Here is an 18,221-nt window from a genome sequence, read left to right on the forward strand (position 1 = left end):
CGCCCCATTCACAGCCTTGTTATGGGGTACCAACTTTCAAACTTCAGTTTGCGGCTTCGATGTGGACTTCATTGAGGTGCGGATTGAGGGTCTTTTTGACGAAGGCGAATGCCTGTTTCAGATCGTCCAATAGATCGTCGGTGTCTTCGATGCCCACCGAAACCCGCACCAAGCCTTCGGAGATGCCCAGGGCCAGGCGTTCCTCCAGGGTGTTTTCGACATGGCTGGTGGTGCGGGCCGGGCCGTAGATGGTTTCCACCGCGCCCAGGTTGCCCGCGCAATGGGCGAAGCGCAGGCGCGGCAAGAGCAGCTTGACCGTGTCCATGCCACCGACCAGGACAAAGCTGACAATGGCGCCGAAGCCGGACATTTGCGCACACGCCACCGCGTGGTTCGGATGGCTGGGCAGGCCGGGGTAATTCACCGATTCCACCAAGGGTTCGGTGCCGAGGTATTCCGCCAGGGCCCGGGCACTGGATTGCTGCTGACGCATGCGCAGCACCAGGGTTTTCATGCCGCGAATGATCATGTAGGCCGAGAACGGGTCGAGCGATGCGCCGTTGATTTCCCGATAGTGCCGAACCTTGGCCATCAAGACGGCGCTGCCGCAGACCAGGCCGCCGAGCACATCACCATGGCCACTGAGGAACTTGGTCGCACTGTGGATCACCACGTCCACGCCCAAGGCCAGCGGGTTCTGGTTGAGTGGCGTGGCGAAGGTATTGTCCGCCACCACCACGGCACCAACGCGCTTGGCCGCCGCCACCAGGCGTGGGATGTCGAGGATTTTCAGGGTCGGGTTGGTCGGCGTTTCCAGGTACACCAATTGGCAACCCTTGGCGATTTCCCGCTCGATTTCTTCGTGATCGAACGTCTCGCACAAGGTCACGTCCACGCCCATGCGCGGCAGGAATTCTTCGAAAATCTTGTTGGTGCCGCCGTAACTGTCCTTGGTCGACACCACTCGATCGCCGTGGGCCAGGAAGGTGTAGAGCACGCTGCTGATCGCCGCCATGCCACTGCTGAACGCCACGGCGGACTCCGCCATTTCCAACTCACAGATCTTGGCTTCGAGGGTCTCGACGGTGGGGTTGCTCATGCGGCTGTAGATAAAGCCTGGTGCCTTGCCCAGCGCGACGTCGTACCAGACGTCGATGTCGTCATAGCCATACGCGGCGCTGACCACGATTGGGGTTTGCGTGGCGTTATAGGGATGCCTGACTTGCTCCCCGCCCCACACCGCCCGGGTCGCCGCTCCCGCATTTTCAAGCCCTGTGCTGTCAGGTTTATTGTTCATTGGGACTACTCGCACTCAAGGGGTGAACGTTGAGCCATTCACCGGATCTGGGGGCCAATATAGGGAAAAGCCGCCGGCCCGAGAAACGATGTTATCGGTGCCAAAGGGGTGGTTTTTTTAATGGCTGAGTACGAAGTAGCGACGTGTAAGTCAGTGATGACCCTGTGGGAGCGAGCTTGCTCGCGATGAGGGTGGGTCAGCTGCCATTGAGGGTGACTGATACTCCGCTATCGCGAGCAAGCTCGCTCCCGCACCGGGGGTGGCGTTGATTTGCTGTGCGGGAGGGCGCGAGGTGTCATGGCGCTGAAAATCGATAGAGAGTGCTTCGCAGCCCAACGGGAGCAAATCACGAACCAGCGCTCAAAGACTGCAACCAGTGCCGATGGTAATCAGCCTGCTCTGTAATATCGTTGGTTAAGTCCTTATCTTCATAATCAAAAATATTGACCATGTCACCCTTACCTACCATTACCTTCCCCCTCATATCCATAACTACGACAAACGAGATTCAACCCACTCTTTAAAAAAAACCTCTTGCTCACTCGGATCGCTCGCCAAGTTGCTATCATCGTAATCAAATATATAAACAACATCATTGAGAGATGGAGTGACACCCACATTCAACTCATACGCTTTTAGCCCAAGCGACATCTGCGCCGACATACCGGACGGATGAACATTTTTCTTAGCACCCTTACAAAAAAATATCACATCCGGATTGTCTCGCCGAAGACTCGCAAAACACTTATAAAAATTACCGCCCACATAAGTTCTATCAACACCATCTGCCGCAGGAAAAGTTATTGCAATTTTTTCAGAATCACACACAAGAAAAAGCCTTTCTTTTTTTCCTCCCCTAGACACACACACTTCCACCTTAGAAATCATTTTTTTATTCTCCTATTAGGGTTAGGTATGGAATAGCCAAACTCTTTTCCATTATCAAGTATCAAGGTCGCGCCAAGCACATCTTCATTTTTTATGCGATCTGGAATGGCAATCTCTTTTTCAGCCCCGAACAAATATGAAGCCCCTAGCTCTTTTTTCAAATCGTGCCCTGGAATTTTTTGCAATGTATACAAGTATCCTATTCTCGTATAATCACCGGTGGCAAACTTCTTTCCTACCTCCCTTGAATAGGAGGTACTAATATAGTAACTAGGAGGCCAATCACTATCCATAGAGTGCAAGAAAAGATTCTTGCTTTTTCCTTTGCTTTTAAAACCGTTTTCAAAAACATCTTCGGGATTTCGCTCATCACCGCGATATAGAAAATCCTCTTCTTTTTTAGGAATAGGTAGCTTAGGTTCCGTTTGACCAACAGCCACCTTCGCCGCCGGATCCTGCTCCCCAACCGTCGGCCTACACCCACCCTTCCCCGGACAATCCACCAACCCCAACGGATCCACCCACCCCGTCGGGTTCAGGGTGTACCGATACCCATTGAGCCCTCCCGCCAGTTTGCTCGGGTCGGGTGTCAGGTAGCGGCCGGTCTCGGGATTGTAGTAGCGGTGGCGGTTGTAGTGCAGGCCGCTTTCCGGGTCGAAGTATTGGCCCTGGAAGCGCAGGGGTTGCTCCAGTTGTTCGCCGCCGCCGTGCTTGAGTTCAGTGAGTTTGCCGTAGCCGTTGTAGCGCGCCGACCAGACGATCTGTCCGCTGTAACTGGTCAGTTCCTGGGGCGTGCCCAGGTGGTCGAGGTGGTAGTAGAACGGGCAGGCGTTCAGGCCTTCGCCGTCGAGCATCGCCAGCGGGCGGAAGGTGTCCGGTTCGTAGACGTAGCTGCGGTGGTGGCGCGGGCTGTTTTCGGCGACCAACTGATCGCCCTGCCAGAAAAACTCCGTGGTCAGGCCGTCCACGGTTTTGCTGATGCGTCGGCCGAAGGCGTCGTAGCGGTAGGACGTTTCGCGGCCGTCCGCCGTGGTGACGCCGATCAGGCGGTGCTGGCTGTCGTAGCGGTAGGCGCTGACCAGGGCCTGGCCGCGGCGCTCGCGAATCAGGTTGCCGAAGGCGTCGTAGTCATAGTAGCGGTCGCCTTCCTTGAGCAGGCGGTTGCCCTTGAGGGTGGTCGGGCCGGGGCGGTCCTGCATCATCAGGTTGCCGGCCGGGTCATGGCAGAAGTGTTCCGGCGGCTCGCTGTGGGAAAAGTCGATGCGGGTCAGGCGATCCAGCGGGTCGTACTGGTAGCAACGCCGGCTGCGGTTGTCGGAAAGGGTCTGCAGGTTGCCCCGGGGGCTGTAGGCATAATCGCGCCAGAACAGTTGCTGCTGTGGGTTCTGCCACACGGTCTGGGCCTTGAGGCGGCCCTGTTCGTCGTACGCGTAGTCACTGAGCAGCCGGCCCTGCTGGCGTTGCCGTTCGCGACCGCCGTCAAATCGGTGTTCGGTCAAGCGCGAACCGTTGAGGTCGATGGCGGTCAGCGCGCCACCGGGGGCATGGTGGTAGTCGAGCTGGCTGTCGTCCGGCAAGCGCAGGTGGTTGAGGCGCCCGCAGGCGTCGTAGCGATAACGCAGGGTGCCCCAGCCCTGATGCTCGCCGACCAGCCGGTCCTGGGCGTCGTACTCGAAGGCCAGCGGACGATTGCTGCCGTCGTTGACGTGGACCAACCGGCCCAGTTCGTCGTAGCGGTACTCGATGGCCTGGCCGTCGGGCAAGGTCTTGACCCGCAACCGCCCGGCCGCGTCACGCTGGTAGCGGGTGACCCACTGCGAACCGTCCTCGCCGTGTTCGGTTTTCTCCCGCAAGTGGCCGTTGAGGTCGTAGGCGTAGGTGGTGCGTTGGCCGTCGAAGCCGACTTGCTGTCGGATCAAGCCGTTGGGCGTGTAGTCCAGCTGATATTTTTCGCCGGATTCGTTTTCGATCTCGGTCAGCAGCAGCCGCGCCGAGTCGTAGCGGTATTTCAGTTCGCTGCCATCGGGGTTCAGGCGACGGCTGACCAGGTGCAGGTCGTCGGCGTATTCGTAGCGAGTGAGGCGGCCCTGTTCATCGCGCTCGGCGGTGACCTTGCCGTAGGCGTTGTAGCTCCAGGTCCGGGTGGCGCCGCTGGGCAAGGTCACTTGCAGCAGTCGGCCGACGGCGTCCCATCGGTAATGCGTGAGGGCGCCGTGTTCGTCCTTGCGGCTGAGCAAACGTCCCAGGGCGTCGTAGGAAAAACACCGACGCCCGCCATCGGGCAGGATCTCTTCGGTCAGTTGGCCCAGGCGACTCCAGGCGAACCGATGTTCGCCGCCGTCCGGGTCATACCTCGCCAGCAGTTGCCCGTGGGCGTCGTAGGCATATTCCGTGCGCCGGCCATCCGGATCGATGCTCACGATCACATCGCCCCGGGCATTGCGCCGGTAGGTCCACACGGCCTGGCCACGGGAACGGGCGTGCAGGAAACCGTTGCGGTATTCGTAGGACGTCGGCACTTCGTCCGCCGGCATCAGCGCCACTAGCCGTCCGACTTCGTCGTAGCGGTATTCGCTGACCGCCCCCAGCGGGTCCTGTTCGGCGATCAACCGGCCCTGTTCGTCATAGGCCTTGAGGTGCTCGCCGCCGTCGGGCTCGACCTTGCGCACCAGCCGCGCCCGCTCGTCGTGGACGTACACTTCCTGGCTGCCATCCAGGTGCCGGACCGTGACGCTGCCGTCCTCGCCCCAGGTGTAGCGGCTGTCCATCTGCGCAAACGAGGCCCAATGCCGGACGCAGCGGGAGGCCGGCCCGAGGCCTTGCCATTCCCAGTAGAAACTCGCCCCGCCGGCCAGTTGCCGCTGGAGGATGACGTGTCGGTCGTCGTAGTCGTAGCGTTCGCTTTCGCCGGCGGCATTGGTCGCTTCGATCAGTCGGAAACGTCCGTCGTAGCGGTAGGTCACCAGCGTCTGCTCGGTCCGCCAGGCTTCGTCGAGAGTGATGGCCGGGTGGAAACTCTGGTAGTCGACGGCGACCAGGTGACGATGCGCGTAGCGCAGGCGCAGGGCGCGGCCGGCGCCGTTGTCCAGGCGGCTGATGTCGCCATGGATGTTGCGCTGGACCGTCAGGCGGTTGTCGTGGCGATCGCTGAGGGCCACCAGGTGGCCGTCGCGAAAGTGCAGGAACGCGGCGTCCGCACCGGCTTGGGCAACGATCAGTTCGTCCGACTCGGTACCGAGGTAGATCGCCGCCCGGGCCAGGCTGTTGTGGATCGCCGGGCGCTGGGCGTTGGGCAGTGGAAAGGTGGTGCGCCGGTTTTCCTGGTCGACCCAGACGACCTGCTCGCCGTCGAGTTCCAGGCGATGGGCCAGGGCATGGCTCCAGCCGCGCCCGAGCCCGACGTCCAGGTCGGCGGCGCTGGTGCGGTACAAACGGGTGAAGACGAACGGCAAGCGGCCATCGAGGGTGCCGTCGTCGAGGGTCAGCAGTTCTTCGCCGGTGACCATCGACACCGGGCAGCCGCTGGTCTGGGTCTGGGCCGCGGTGTCGGCGCTGTCGCCATTGGGGTTTTTCGATTGGGTTGGGGCGTCGTCGTGGGGTTCGTATTTGCTTAGCCGGGTGGCCCCTTGAGACTTTTCCCGCGCTACAGCGGCCGGGTTGCTGACGGACAGTGGTGCAGAATGTTCAGGGGTGATGTGCAAGGGTCCGACAGGTGTCGGTTTTAAAGGCGCACGCTGGCTGACCACCAATGGTTTGAGCACATCGACATGTTGATTGAGCCGGTCGGGGTTGAGTTGACCCAATCTCAGGCTCGACGCCAGCAACCACTCCCGGGCCCGCTCCGAGCGAACCTGGCCCAAGACTTTACCGCTCATGCGAAGACCCAGGCCCAGCCCCCCGGTCAAACGCATCAGCAGGAAATTGATCAATACCGAAGCGCGCAGCTCCCCGACGATTTCAGCCAGGTACTGGGGTGGCAACATCCGTAGCCAACTGGCGAACGCCGCCATGTGGATGAAGAGCAACGGCTCGTCGCTCAACACCATCAACCCTCTGGCGATTGCCTCAGAGGAAGCCTTCAGTAATTGTTCAAGCTCGACGCGGGTCAGGTACTCCAACAGCTTTTCGCTGTTGGCCTGCAGATCAGCCAGCAGCTCGAAAACCTGTTTAACGTCGTCCCACAGCTGATGCAGGGCGTTTTCGAAGCCGCGCCAATCGGCTCGCTGCAATACGCCGTAGCGTTCAAGAAAGCCGGCGTCGGAAAACTCCGCCCACAGCGGTTGAAATTGCTCCCACTCCGCTTTCAGCCAACCCTCGAGTTCATCGATCACGCCTTGGTAAGACGCGTACAACGCCTTGACGTGATCGGCCGTTACATGGGGGAAAAAGGTGATGCGATAACGCTGGCCCCGCCAACACTCAGGAACTTCCAGGATGCCGCTGGGGCCGATCACGTGGTGGATCGGCTCGCCGAAGGTTTCCTGCCCCGGCGCGCCTTCGATGACCGGCTCCAGCATCACCGGTGTATCGCCGATCGGCACAAAGCGCACCGCCTGGAACATGTGCACCAGCGTCAGCGGCCCACCCGCCGGGCAGGTCACCACCGTGGCGCTGACGGGTGTGTGCTGGTTTTTCGGTGCCGCGAGAGACACCTCGTTACCAACCTTGAACACTTGCTCAAGATCCAGCGCCCAACCGGCCCAGAAGCTCTCAGCCCAGGCGTCGTAGTTGTTCAGGCAGGCTCGAAAATCCTGGAAAACCGCATCGACATCCGGCTGTTCGGGGTCCATGGCCGCCACCACCAGCAAGCCAATGGTGTTGTTCAGGGCCAGGAGCTTGTCGGGGGCAAACATGCAGGAATCTCGCGATGCGGGGACGAACGCGAGACTCTGCCGGGGATGACAGGGGAATTAAGTCAGGGAAAGGGGATAAAGCATGTAGGGCGATTCGCTAAATTTAAACGCTTGGCGTGGGAACCCCGTCGATGACTATAAACACCGCGCCATCAGCCATTGCTCTTTCCCCCAAGCCTCAAAACGCTCCAACACGTCCCAACCCAGCCTTGCGTAATAATCACGCTGGCTGTGGGTGTGCAGGAACAAGGTGATGATTCCCACCTCCCGCGCATGGCTGCAGACGCCTTCGATCAACTGCGCTGCAATCCCTCTGCGTCGGGCACTGGGGGCGACGAGCACGCAAGCCAGCCACGGCCCCAGCTCTGGCCGATCCGGCAGGTCGTGACTGGCCAGTGAAGCACCACCGAGCAACTGGCCGTGTTCCATGGCGATCAGGCACTTCCAGCGCCCATCGCGCTGCCCTGCGGCGAACTCCTGCTGCCAACTGGCGAGGGATTGCTGGGCAAATTCATAGCTGAATTCACGATGGAGCCACTCGGCCATCTGGTCGCATTTATCCATGTGGTTGGCGAGCCAATCCATTTGTGGCATTTGAAACACTCCTTATTTGTCCTGGGGAGGGTTGAGTGTCAGCAGGCTGCTGGTCTGTTCTGGTTGTACCGCTATCGCGAGCGGGCTCGCTCCCACAGGATTTTTGTAGTTTGATCCTGAATTGACACACCACCCACTGCTCTTGTGGCGAGGGGATTTATCCCCGCTGGGCTGCGAAGCAGCCCCAAAAAATCCACACCTCGGTATTACAGACAGATTGAGTTAAGTCCTCTTGGGGCTGCTGCGCAGCCCAACGGGGATAAATCCCCTCGCCACAAGAATGGCATCGGCCGATGTGGATGGATGGGTTCAGGCCCGCACACATTGGCTATTTTTGCCCAGGCAATTTCGTTTTAGATGCCTACCCGCGCTCATTCTCAAGAAATACCCGCCAGCAACCCCTCAACCTATCGTAATCTCGCACCTGTATAAGCCCTAGCCCCGCAACCGGCCGAGATCTCACCCCGATGCCCTCCATCTACCAACTCAAGCCCGCCTTTCAAAACCTGCTGCGCCCCATGGTTCAACGCCTTTACAACAACGGCGTCACCGCCAACCAGATCACGGTGCTCGCGGGCATCGTTTCAGTCTTGGTCGGTGCGGTGATCGCGTGGTTCGCCAGCCATCCGTGGATCTTCGTCCTGGTGCCGATCTGGATGTTCCTGCGCATGGCGTTGAATGCGGTAGATGGTATGTTGGCGCGGGAGTTTGGTCAGCAATCGCATCTGGGCGCCTACCTCAATGAGCTATGCGATATCATCGCCGACGCTGCCCTGATCCTGCCTTTTGCCCTGATTCCCGATGCCAGTCTGTTGCTCGTGTTGTTGGTCACGCTGTTGGCGCTGTTCAGCGAATACGCAGGCGTGCTGGGGGCGATGGTCGGGGCTTCGCGGCGCTATGACGGGCCGATGGGCAAAAGTGATCGCGCCTTTGTGTTGGGCGTGTTGGCGACCGGTATTGCCCTGGGTTGGCTCGGGGCGCTGTGGGTTGATGGTGTGATGGCGGTGGTTGCCGCCCTGCTGGTTTATACCTTGGTCAATCGGGTCCGTCACGGCCTGAGCCAAGTGAAGGAAAACGCTCCCTCAGCATAAAGGAACTTGCAATGCGCGAAGCCCAGGAACTGACGTTCACCACCCACGATGGCGTGGAGTTGTTCTACCGGCACTGGCCGGCTGTCAATGCCTCTGCGGGTGAACCCCGCCAGGCCGTATTGTTGTTTCACCGCGGGCATGAACACTCCGGGCGCATTGCGCACCTGGTGGATGAGCTGGATTTGCCCGGCTTCGACTTTTTTGCCTGGGACGCACGGGGCCATGGCCAGTCGCCGGGCGCGCGCGGTGACAGCCCGAGCTTTGCCACCAGTGCGCGGGATGTGCAGACCTTCTGCGATCACATCGGCGCCACGCATCAGATCGACGAGTCGAACATCGCCGTGGTCGCGCAAAGCGTCGGGGCGGTGATCGCATCGACCTGGGTCCACGATTACGCACCGCGCATCCGTTCGCTGGTGCTGGCGTCGCCAGCGTTCAAGGTCAAGCTCTACGTGCCGTTCGCTCGGCCGGGCCTGGCACTGATGCGCAAGTTTCGCGGCAATTTTTTCGTCAACAGTTACGTCAAGGCGAAGTTCCTCAGCCATGACCCGGAACGGGTGGCGTCCTACGACAGCGATCCGCTGATCACCAAGGCGATTTCGGTGAACGTACTGCTGGGCCTGTACGAAGCCGCCGACCGCGTGGTGGCCGACGCCCAGGCGATCCAGGTGCCGACGCAGCTGTTGATCTCCGGCTCGGACTTTGTCGTGCACCGCAAACCCCAGGAACAGTTCTTCGATCGCCTGGGCAGTTTGCACAAGGAGAAGCACATCCTGCCGGGGTTCTTCCACGACACCCTCGGCGAGAAGAACCGCGCGCCGGCCATCGCCAGTGCCCGCCGCTTCATCCTGCAAAACTTCGCCCGCCCGCTGGAACGCCCTTCCCTGCTGGACGCCGATCGCCTGGGCGTGACCTGCGCCGAAGCCGAAACCCTGGCGACGCCGCTGCCGCACAACTCGTTGCGCGACCTGTACTGGCGCATGACCCGCGCCAGCATGCGCTTTGGCAGCAAATTGTCTGCGGGCGTGAAATTGGGCTTCGACACCGGGTTCGACTCCGGCAGTACCCTGGACTACGTCTACCGCAATCGCCCCACCGGCACCTCGGCCGTGGGCAAGATGATTGACCAGAACTACCTGAACTCCATCGGCTGGCGCGGCATTCGTCAGCGTAAAGTGCACGTTGAAGAACTGCTGCGCCTGGCCATGGGCGAGTTGCGCGCCCAAGACCGCGAAGTGCGCATCGTCGATATCGCCGCCGGTCATGGCCGCTACATTCTCGAAGCGCTGCAAGGCGTCAGCCCGTTGCCGGAGTCGATCCTGCTGCGCGACTACAGCGACATCAACGTGCGCGATGGCAGCGCCTTGATCCTCGAAAAGGGCTTGGGTGATATCGCCCGGTTCGTCAAAGGCGACGCGTTTGATCGCCAGGACCTGGCGGCGCTGCAGCCAAAACCGACCCTGGCCGTGGTGTCCGGCTTGTATGAGCTGTTTGCCGATAACCAGATGGTCGGCGGTTCCCTCGCCGGTTTGGCCGAAGCGGTAGAGCCTGGCGGTTTCCTGGTCTACACCGGCCAGCCGTGGCACCCGCAACTGGAACTGATCGCCCGCGCCCTCACCAGCCACCGTGCCGGGCAGGCTTGGGTGATGCGTCGGCGTACGCAGGCGGAAATGGATCAACTGGTCGAGGCGGCGGGCTTTCGCAAGATCACCCTGCGGGTCGATGAATGGGGCATCTTCAGCGTTTCGCTGGCCCAGCGAGTGCAGTAATGAGCGCCGTCATCGCTCCGGCCCGCGAGCCCGCACTGCTGAAACCGGCAGTGCTGTGGCTGCTGTTGCTGGCGCCGCTGTTCTTCAGCACCTATGGCTTCGCCACCTGGGTCACCTCCCAGCGTGACGACGTCGGCACGCTGGTGTTCGCCTGGGAAAGCCACATGCCGTTCATGGCCTGGACCATCGTGCCGTACTGGTCGATCGATCTGCTGTACGGCCTGTCCCTGCTGTTGCCCACCAGCCGCGACGAACTCAAGCGCCACGCCTTGCGCCTGCTCACGGCCCAGGTGATTGCAGTCAGTTGCTTTCTGCTCTGGCCGCTACGCTTCACCTTCCCCCGGCCAGAAATGGACGGGGTGTTCGGTTGGTTGTTCGAGGTGCTGGCGGGGTTCGACAAGCCGTTCAACCAGGCGCCGTCGCTGCACATCGCGTTGCTGGTGGTGCTGTGGGTCTGTTATCAGCGGCATCTGCAGGGGTTCTGGCGCTGGCTGATGCACGGGTGGTTTGCGCTGATTGGTGTGTCGGTGCTGACCACTTATCAACATCACTTCATTGACCTGCCCACGGGGGCGTTGGCCGGTTGGTTGTGTGTGTGGTTGTGGCCGTTGGATCGGCCAAGTCCGCTGCTGAGTGCGCGTCTGGCGACAGTCCCTGCCCGCCGGCGATTGGCGCTGCGTTATGGCTTGGGCGCGGCGGCGCTGTTCATCCCGGCGTTTGCCTTGGGCGGCGCGTGGCTCTGGTTGATCTGGCCGGCGGTGGCGGTGCTCATGGTGGCGCTGAATTACCTGGTGTTCGGTGCCGACGGTTTCCAGAAGCGTGTCGATGGCCGCTTGAGCCCGGCGGCGCGCTGGTTGCTGGCGCCTTATCTGGCGGCGGCGTGGATCAATTCCCGCTGGTGGACGCGCCAACATCCGCAACCGGATCAAGTAGCGGATAACGTCTGGCTCGGGCGCATTCCCACGCCGATGGAGCTGAAGGACAGCGCGTTTAGCGGGGTGCTCGACCTCTGCGCAGAACTGTCCATGGACAGCACGGGGGTTGCCTATCGCTCGCTACCGGTGCTCGACCTGACGGCGCCGACCACCGAGCAATGCCTGAAAGCGGCGGAGGCCATCGAAAGCCTTCGTCAGCGCGGGCCGGTGCTGGTCTGCTGCGCCTTGGGCTATTCCCGTAGCGCAACTGCCGTGGTCGCCTGGTTGTTGCACAGTGGTCGGGCAGCGAATGTTGATGCGGCTATCGTGCAAATCCAGCGCGTTCGCCCGCGCATTGTCTTGCATGCGGCGCATCGTCGGGCGTTGGAGCCGTTATCCACAAGCCGGGAGAATGTCCATGATCACTGATATGGAACTGCACACCGTGGCAAGTCTGTTGCGCCGCGGTCAATCGCTGGATCAGTTGTCCACCGGGCTGACGCTGCTGGCGGTGCTGCTGGGGTTGGGGCAGTGGTTGGTGGGGGTCATCGATCCGTGGTTGCTGCTGTTGAGCGCCGTACTGATCGTGCTCGGTGTGCTGGAAAAATACTGGGCGTTGCGCGTGGCATTTGATGCCGATCTGTTTCAGCGCATGGCTGACAGCACTCAATCCCTGGCCGAGCGCACCTACACCTTGGATCAGGCCCTCACCTCCCTGGGCCTGCAACCGGCCGAACGCGCCGGCCGTCTCTGGACCGAACGCCGGCACGGCGCGTTGTTGCTGCTGCGTCGACAGTCGCGATTGCTGGCCGCACAAGTTGTCTTGACGCTGGGCTTCATCCTGGCCAGTCCCTGGCTAGCCTTTTCAGGATAAGGAATCCTCATGTTCGAACCCGTGGTCGCCAACCTCATCACCTCCGCCGCCCGCATGGTCACCGGTGCTCGCAGCCTGTGGCTCGGCTGTGCGCCGACGCAGGTGCAGCGGATCTACTTCGCCAACCACAGCAGCCACGGTGACTTCGTGTTGCTCTGGGCCTCGCTGCCGCCGGCGTTGCGCAAACTGACCCGGCCGGTCGCCGGTGCCGACTATTGGCAGACCAGCCCGGTGCGGCGCTACATCATCAACCGAGTGTTCAACGGTGTGCTGGTGGACCGCGAACGCAAGGATCCTTCGTACAACCCATTGCAGCCAATGCTCGAAGCCCTGGAGAACGGCGACTCGCTGATCATCTTCCCCGAGGGCACGCGCAACCCCGACGAAGGCTTGCTGCCGTTCAAGAGCGGGATCTACCACTTGATGAAGGCTCATCCCGAGGTCGAGGTGATTCCGGTGTGGATCGCCAACCTCAACCGCGTCATGCCCAAAGGCCGGGTCTTGCCTCTGCCGCTGTTATGCACCACCAGTTTCGGCGCGCCGCTGTGCATCGAAGAAGGTGAAAGCAAAGAGCAATTTCTTGAACGCAGCCGCGCCGCGCTGCTGGCACTGGCCCCGGAGCACGTCTGACATGGATCGATATACCCTGATGTTATTTGGCGGGATCGGCGCGATTCTGGTGCTGGCTTCGCTGATTGGTTTCATTCTCAAGCTGCGCACCAAAGGCGCGCCAAACTCGGTCATCGACAACCTCAACGCGCGGATCAACGCCTGGTGGATCATGGTGCTGGTGATCGGCATTGCGTTCTGGCTCGGCAACGCGGCGGTGATTCTGTTGTTCTACGCGGTGTCGTTCTACGCCCTGCGGGAATTCCTCACCCTGACGCCGACCCGGCGCAGTGATTATCCGGCCCTGGTGGCAGCGTTCTACCTGGCGCTGCCGCTGCAATACCTGCTGATCTACTACGACTGGTACGGGCTGTTTTCGATCTTCATCCCGGTGTACGTGTTCCTGCTGCTGCCGATCCTGGCGTCCTTGGGTGGCGATAGTACGCACTTCCTGGAGCGCGCTTCCAAGGTCCAGTGGGGGTTGATGATCGCGGTGTTCTGCATCTCCTTCGTGCCCGCCCTGTTGACCCTGGACATCGCTGGTTTCGAAGGACGCAACCTGTTGCTGATCGCTTACCTGGTGATCGTGGTGCAGCTGTCGGATGTGTTGCAGTACGTGTGCGGCAAGCTGTTCGGCAAACACAAGATCGCGCCGAACCTGTCGCCCTCGAAAACCGTGGAGGGCTTTGCCGGCGGCATTTTCCTGGCCTCGCTGATCGGTGGCGCGCTGTGGTGGATCACGCCGTTCAATCCGTGGCAGTCGTTCCTCATCGCCTTGCTGATCAACCTGCTGGGCTTTGCCGGCGGCATCGTCATGTCAGCGATCAAACGCGACCGCGGTGTGAAGGACTGGGGCCACATGATCGAAGGCCACGGTGGCATGCTCGACCGGTTAGACTCGGTGTGCTTCGCCGCGCCGATCTTCTTCCATCTGGTTCGGTACTGGTGGACCTGAAAAAGTCTGCGGCGAACACCCAACCTGTGGGAGCGAGCCTGCTCGCGATAGCGGTGGATCAGCCAACATCGATGTTGACTGACATGCCCCTATCGCGAGCAGGCTCGCTCCCACAGGGGTTCAGTGCTTAGTGTCAGACAATCAGTCGAGGATCAGATGCGGCAAGAACCGGCTTGAATCCTTGGTGATCAAGCTGTTGTCTTCCCGCACGCCAATGCCCGCCGCCTGGTCGCCGATGACCCAGGAACCGATCAGCGTGTAGCTGTCGTCGAACTTCGGCAGCGGCGCGAATTCCTGGAGAATGAACGGCGCGTCGGTGTAGGGCCCGTCTTCTTTGACGATCAGGCCATCCGCTGTTTGCAGCTCGATGTTGGCGCCTTCCCGGGAAAAGAACGGCTTGCGCACCCAGCCCTTGGGCACGGCTTTGCTGGTGTCGGTATCCAGGTGGGCCGCGAGCAGGTTCGGGTGGCCTTTGTTGAATTCCCACAGCAACGGCAGGATGCCTTTGTTGGAGATGATCGACTTCCAGGCCGGCTCGAAAAACTGCGTATCACACTGGGCAATCGCTTCACCAAACGGCTCGTGGAAGATGAACTCCCAGGCGTGCAGCTTGAACAGGTGCGGAATCCAGCGCTCTTCCAGATCGACGAAACGCCCGTCACTGTTGAGGCCGATGTCCTCGATGTCGATGTGCCGCGACTCGATACCGACTTTCTCCGCGATCAGCCGCAAGTAATCCGTGGTGCCTTTGTCCTCCACCGAGCCTTTCATCGAAGCGAAGTAAAACGGTTCCTTGAGCTGCAACTGGGCAAAGGCCTGGTGCAGCTTGGTGTCGATGCTGTTGAACTGGTCGGCATGCTTGGGCAGCAAGCCGCGCTCGATGCATTGCTCCAGCCAGCCCCACTGAAACGCCGCGGCTTCATAGAGGCTGGTCGGCGTGTCGTAGTTGAGCTCCAGCAACTTGGCCGGGCCGCTGCCGTTGTAGGAGAAATCCATGCGCCCATACAGGTGCGGGTGGCCTTCGAGCCATGAAGTGCGCACCAGGTCGAAGAACGGCGCGGGAATGCTCAGGCGCTCCAACAGCTCTTCGCTTTGTACCACGCGGGCCACGAGGTCCATGCACATGTCATGGATCTCGGTGGTCGGGTCTTCCAGGTCGTCCTCGATCTGCCTGAGGGTGAACTGGTAGTACGCGCTTTCGTCCCAATAGGGTTCGTTATCGATGGTGTGGAACAGAAAGCCGAGCTGTTCGGCGGTCTGTTTCCAGTCATGACGTTCGGCGCAATGGATCTTCTTCATGGCGCTGGTTCCTCAACCGCCGGAGCTGCTCGAACCACCCCAACCGCTGCGGGCACTGGACTTGCTGCCGAAGCCACCGCGAGACGTGGAGGAAGCGACGGACATCGCTTTGCTGCTCTTGATGGAATCGGTATAGCTGCCATACCGCGCCTGGTTGGACTTGGTGAAGGTCGAGCCGCTGGAAACCCGCTGGCTGAGCGTCGAGGAACCGTAGTCGCCACGATCATCGCGGTAACGGTAGACCGGTTCGGAGTAATAGCTGTTGCGGTTGCCGCTCAGCATGTTGCCGATCAACAGCCCGGTCAGCAGGTTGCTGAAGCCCGAACCACCGACGTTCGCTTCCGAAGCCGGCAATTGGGCCCGGGCGGCGTCGACCTGGGATTGCGTGACCTCGCCATCGGCGCTCAGCTCAAATCCACCCAGCTTGGGGATGAACTGGCCGGCCGAGTCCTGCTGGCACCAATCGGGGACAAAGTCGGCATCGCAATCAGCCTGGCTGGCGTACGTCGGCGCGATGCGACGATGCTCGCTCATGGCGGTCATGTAGGCGTCGGCGCAAATGTCCACCGGCAGCTTTTCATCGACACATTGCTGCACGGACTGGAAGTTGTACTTCTTCTGCAACTTGTAGGTTTTTTCCGTCGGCCCGCAGCCGGATATCGCCAAGGCGACCGACGCGGCCAGCGAAAGCTGAACGTACTTGCTTCGTTTCATCGGGTTCTCCGTGGCGCGATCAGTTCGTGGAAGGCGTCATGCACGCGGCGTTCAACATGCCGACGCTGATGGCCACGGCGGCGATGTAGATACCGGCGGCGATTTCACCGTTCTTGATGCGCGCCGAAGCGCCCTTGAGCACCAGGCTGGTCACCAGGAACGCCAACAACTGAACGACAGCGGCGATCACCGCCCAGACGACGAAGTCCAGCATGCTGATCGAGTAGGCAATCACGTTGCTGGCCGGGATGGCGAAACCGATGAGGGCACCGCTCAGGGCGATGGCCGCAGCCACGTTGCCCGAGCGGATCAGTTCGAACTCTTTGTGCGGCGTGACATGGATGTAGATGAACTGAAACAGCGCGAACAGCACGGCGGCGCCGAGGATGTACAAAACGAAGCCGAACACGGCGGCCTTGTTCAGGGAAATGGAGAGCGCTTCAAGCATGGACTTCTTCCTTATTCAAAGAGTGTTCAGGTCAGTGGTGTACAGCGAAATACCCAGCGAAGTGCTCAGGCTGACAGTGCCTTCGGCGTCCTCTTCGACGGAGAACAACAGGAACTCCCGGCGATCCGTCAGGCCGGTATCGCGGGCGTACAGCATCGAACGGTGCTCGACACTGTAGGACTCGTCCGGATTGCTCACGCGTTCGCTCAACCCCACCAGTTCGGTCTGGCCCGCCTCGGTGCCCCATTCGCGGGTGTACTCGACGCCGTTGTGGGTGTAGGTCGGCAGGCCGATCAGGCTTTCAGGGCCGGCCAGCCGGCGCAATTCCGCTTCACTGTTGAGGGTGACGTAGCTGAGGTAGTTGAACAGGATCACCGACTCGACCTGCCCGGCGACGTCGCCGCTGGCGTGCACTTGCAGCCAGTAGTCTTCGTCGTTCATGTAACAGCGCGTCAACCAGTTCGATTGCCCGAGGTCGACGATGCCCAGGCTCCAGATCTGTTGAGAACCGGGAATGACCACGGCGCTGTTGCCATCGAGCAACAACTTGAGTGTGGAATCGAACATGACCTGTTTGCCGGAGGCCAGGCCCAGCGGCCCGCTGATCGGCGCGCCATGGCTAGCTGTCGTGTTCGCGTTCGGGGCCTCGAGCCCCATCAACTGTTTAAACCACCCCATGGGAAATTTCCTTCAGACGCGTGGAGGCGATGTAGAAGAGTTCTCCGCCCACGACACGCGTGGTGCCGGGCGGGTTGATCGACGGGTGTCGGGCGCCCTTGGCGCGGTAGCCGATAAGCGTAGCGTTGTGCTGCTCTTTCATCCGGTTATAGAGCTCGCCGAACGTCGCCTCGAACGCCTCGGGCAGTTTCATCAGGTACTGCGTAGCGCCTTGCCCGACACAGAGCAATTCATTGATGACCACGGACGAGCCCGGATCCTGGGAGGCACGCACCAACATTTCGATGGCCATGCTGGAGGTGCATTCCAGGCTCGGCGCGTAGGCGCTGGCGAGGGCGGCGATTTCGCTGTCATTGAAGTGGGCGACCACATGCCCGACCGGGCCCAATTGATTGACCGCCAGTACGGTGGCCAAGGTCAGGTCGTCGGAATGGGTTCGCACCAGCACGCGTTCGGCGCCTGGCACGCCGGCACGCTGTAGCAGTGCGACGGAGGACAAGCTGTCGCCCTTGATGAACGAGGTCTTGCCGGGCATGGGGTTTTCTTCGAGATCGCAATCGCAGATGACGATCAGGTTGTCATTGGAGGTTTCGTCCTGCAGCAGCAATTCAATGACCCGCTCGCTGGAGGCGCCCTCCCAACCGATGAGAACCGTGTGGCCGACCTTGCCGGTGAAATCGCCTTTTCCCTTCATGCCTTTTCTCCATACATCGATGACGCTGCTGGTGGTTTTGCCGATGGCTGCCGTCAGCAGCGCGATACCCCCGAGCATGACCCAGGTAGCCACGAACACCCGTCCCGCCGCTGTCTGTGGCGCGAGATCGCCATAGCCGACGGTAAGCGTGGTGGTGAGATAGAAGTAGGTAAACGTGGCGGCGGCGATCAGGTGTTGCTCGCCTATCAGCACCAGCCCGATCCAGGCCGTAGACAGGTGCACGCCCAACGCAATGGCCAGTCCCGCCCAGCCGAACCGATGGAAGAAGGACGAAGCGTACGAGCGCAACAAAAGGAAAATCGACATTTCGTCCCTGACTCCGTGGGGCTTGGTTCCTGGCGGGCTCATCACTCTGGCGTCTGAGGGCTCGAGCGTAGTGGCCGGACAGCATTAAACCTGTTGCGGCGCTTGGATAAAAGTACCTGAACCACAATTAAATCCATGGCGTGCCGGACACTATTGTGGCGAGGGAGCTTGCTCCCGCTGGACTGCGCAGCAGGCCCCATTTCTGGAGCCGCTTCGC

The 18,221-nt window shown here is 60.8% G+C and carries 15 protein-coding genes; 6 read left to right on the plus strand and 9 right to left on the minus strand.

The features are described from left to right. Positions 1-43: 43 nt before the first annotated feature. From PBDP_RS26295 to PBDP_RS26310, 4 genes are all read right to left on the minus strand, one after another. Positions 44-1,297, minus strand: a complete 1,254-nt coding sequence (locus PBDP_RS26295; RefSeq protein WP_212801518.1) for a cystathionine gamma-synthase family protein — start codon at positions 1,295-1,297, stop codon at positions 44-46. Positions 1,298-1,789: 492 nt separating this feature from the next. After that, positions 1,790-2,185, minus strand: coding sequence for a hypothetical protein (locus PBDP_RS26300; RefSeq protein WP_212801519.1), 396 nt, complete (start codon positions 2,183-2,185; stop codon positions 1,790-1,792). Further along, positions 2,182-7,038, minus strand: a complete 4,857-nt coding sequence (locus PBDP_RS30180; protein WP_212801520.1) for an RHS repeat-associated core domain-containing protein — start codon at positions 7,036-7,038, stop codon at positions 2,182-2,184. Before PBDP_RS30180 ends, PBDP_RS26300 begins: the two co-directional genes overlap by 4 nt. 135 nt (positions 7,039-7,173) lie before the next feature. Then, positions 7,174-7,632, minus strand: a complete 459-nt coding sequence (locus PBDP_RS26310; protein WP_116833557.1) for a GNAT family N-acetyltransferase — start codon at positions 7,630-7,632, stop codon at positions 7,174-7,176. A 467-nt stretch (positions 7,633-8,099) separates the two neighbouring features. On the opposite strand from PBDP_RS26310, the gene PBDP_RS26315 reads away from it, so the two are divergent. The 6 genes from PBDP_RS26315 to PBDP_RS26340 are packed head-to-tail and all read left to right on the plus strand — an operon-like array spanning position 8,100 to position 13,844. Beyond that, a complete protein-coding gene (locus PBDP_RS26315; protein ID WP_109756465.1) occupies positions 8,100-8,723 on the plus strand; it encodes a CDP-alcohol phosphatidyltransferase family protein in 624 nt (207 codons plus the stop codon). An 11-nt stretch (positions 8,724-8,734) separates the two neighbouring features. Next, positions 8,735-10,492: a bifunctional alpha/beta hydrolase/class I SAM-dependent methyltransferase gene (locus tag PBDP_RS26320; RefSeq protein WP_116833558.1), complete on the plus strand. Its 1,758-nt coding sequence runs from the start codon at positions 8,735-8,737 to the stop codon at positions 10,490-10,492. Beyond that, on the plus strand, positions 10,492-11,835 hold the full coding sequence (locus tag PBDP_RS26325) for a phosphatase PAP2/dual specificity phosphatase family protein (protein ID WP_212801521.1): 1,344 nt from the start codon (positions 10,492-10,494) through the stop codon (positions 11,833-11,835). Before PBDP_RS26320 ends, PBDP_RS26325 begins: the two co-directional genes overlap by 1 nt. Next, on the plus strand, positions 11,825-12,280 hold the full coding sequence (locus PBDP_RS26330; RefSeq protein ID WP_116833559.1) for a hypothetical protein: 456 nt from the start codon (positions 11,825-11,827) through the stop codon (positions 12,278-12,280). Before PBDP_RS26325 ends, PBDP_RS26330 begins: the two co-directional genes overlap by 11 nt. 9 nt (positions 12,281-12,289) lie before the next feature. Beyond that, positions 12,290-12,910: a lysophospholipid acyltransferase family protein gene (locus tag PBDP_RS26335; RefSeq protein ID WP_109756461.1), complete on the plus strand. Its 621-nt coding sequence runs from the start codon at positions 12,290-12,292 to the stop codon at positions 12,908-12,910. A 1-nt stretch (position 12,911) separates the two neighbouring features. Beyond that, positions 12,912-13,844: a phosphatidate cytidylyltransferase gene (locus tag PBDP_RS26340; protein ID WP_109756460.1), complete on the plus strand. Its 933-nt coding sequence runs from the start codon at positions 12,912-12,914 to the stop codon at positions 13,842-13,844. 141 nt (positions 13,845-13,985) lie between these two features. Here PBDP_RS26340 and PBDP_RS26345 read toward each other — a convergent pair whose 3' ends face one another. Genes PBDP_RS26345 through PBDP_RS26365 form a run of 5 tightly spaced genes read right to left on the minus strand, consistent with a single transcriptional unit; the run spans position 13,986 to position 18,004 of the window. Continuing rightward, the gene (locus tag PBDP_RS26345; protein ID WP_116833560.1) at positions 13,986-15,143 is read right to left on the minus strand and encodes a glutathionylspermidine synthase family protein; all 1,158 of its coding nucleotides are present in this window, start codon (positions 15,141-15,143) and stop codon (positions 13,986-13,988) included. A 12-nt stretch (positions 15,144-15,155) separates the two neighbouring features. Next, entirely contained in the window at positions 15,156-15,857 is a 702-nt protein-coding gene (locus tag PBDP_RS26350; RefSeq protein WP_109756458.1) for a DUF1190 domain-containing protein, read from the minus strand. Between the two features lie 19 nt (positions 15,858-15,876). Then, positions 15,877-16,305, minus strand: coding sequence for a DUF350 domain-containing protein (locus PBDP_RS26355; RefSeq protein ID WP_046064802.1), 429 nt, complete (start codon positions 16,303-16,305; stop codon positions 15,877-15,879). A gap of 15 nt (positions 16,306-16,320) precedes the next feature. Beyond that, positions 16,321-16,983: a DUF2491 family protein gene (locus PBDP_RS26360; RefSeq protein ID WP_212801522.1), complete on the minus strand. Its 663-nt coding sequence runs from the start codon at positions 16,981-16,983 to the stop codon at positions 16,321-16,323. Beyond that, on the minus strand, positions 16,970-18,004 hold the full coding sequence (locus PBDP_RS26365; protein ID WP_109756456.1) for an ion channel: 1,035 nt from the start codon (positions 18,002-18,004) through the stop codon (positions 16,970-16,972). Before PBDP_RS26365 ends, PBDP_RS26360 begins: the two co-directional genes overlap by 14 nt. Positions 18,005-18,221 lie beyond the last annotated feature (217 nt).

Source organism: Pseudomonas sp. St290 (assembly GCF_018325805.1).
GTDB classification, from domain to species: Bacteria; Pseudomonadota; Gammaproteobacteria; order Pseudomonadales; family Pseudomonadaceae; genus Aquipseudomonas; species Aquipseudomonas bijieensis.

What these genes read in the sequence shown, in the direction of transcription:
- PBDP_RS26295 (WP_212801518.1), bottom strand. Translation starts at nt 1,297, where the DNA reads ATGAACAATAAACCTGACAGCACAGGGCTTGAAAATGCGGGAGCGGCG.
- PBDP_RS26300 (WP_212801519.1), bottom strand. Translation starts at nt 2,185, where the DNA reads ATGATTTCTAAGGTGGAAGTGTGTGTGTCTAGGGGAGGAAAAAAAGAA.
- PBDP_RS30180 (WP_212801520.1), bottom strand. Translation starts at nt 7,038, where the DNA reads ATGTTTGCCCCCGACAAGCTCCTGGCCCTGAACAACACCATTGGCTTG.
- PBDP_RS26310 (WP_116833557.1), bottom strand. Translation starts at nt 7,632, where the DNA reads ATGCCACAAATGGATTGGCTCGCCAACCACATGGATAAATGCGACCAG.
- PBDP_RS26315 (WP_109756465.1), top strand. Translation starts at nt 8,100, where the DNA reads ATGCCCTCCATCTACCAACTCAAGCCCGCCTTTCAAAACCTGCTGCGC.
- PBDP_RS26320 (WP_116833558.1), top strand. Translation starts at nt 8,735, where the DNA reads ATGCGCGAAGCCCAGGAACTGACGTTCACCACCCACGATGGCGTGGAG.
- PBDP_RS26325 (WP_212801521.1), top strand. Translation starts at nt 10,492, where the DNA reads ATGAGCGCCGTCATCGCTCCGGCCCGCGAGCCCGCACTGCTGAAACCG.
- PBDP_RS26330 (WP_116833559.1), top strand. Translation starts at nt 11,825, where the DNA reads ATGATCACTGATATGGAACTGCACACCGTGGCAAGTCTGTTGCGCCGC.
- PBDP_RS26335 (WP_109756461.1), top strand. Translation starts at nt 12,290, where the DNA reads ATGTTCGAACCCGTGGTCGCCAACCTCATCACCTCCGCCGCCCGCATG.
- PBDP_RS26340 (WP_109756460.1), top strand. Translation starts at nt 12,912, where the DNA reads ATGGATCGATATACCCTGATGTTATTTGGCGGGATCGGCGCGATTCTG.
- PBDP_RS26345 (WP_116833560.1), bottom strand. Translation starts at nt 15,143, where the DNA reads ATGAAGAAGATCCATTGCGCCGAACGTCATGACTGGAAACAGACCGCC.
- PBDP_RS26350 (WP_109756458.1), bottom strand. Translation starts at nt 15,857, where the DNA reads ATGAAACGAAGCAAGTACGTTCAGCTTTCGCTGGCCGCGTCGGTCGCC.
- PBDP_RS26355 (WP_046064802.1), bottom strand. Translation starts at nt 16,305, where the DNA reads ATGCTTGAAGCGCTCTCCATTTCCCTGAACAAGGCCGCCGTGTTCGGC.
- PBDP_RS26360 (WP_212801522.1), bottom strand. Translation starts at nt 16,983, where the DNA reads ATGGGGTGGTTTAAACAGTTGATGGGGCTCGAGGCCCCGAACGCGAAC.
- PBDP_RS26365 (WP_109756456.1), bottom strand. Translation starts at nt 18,004, where the DNA reads ATGTCGATTTTCCTTTTGTTGCGCTCGTACGCTTCGTCCTTCTTCCAT.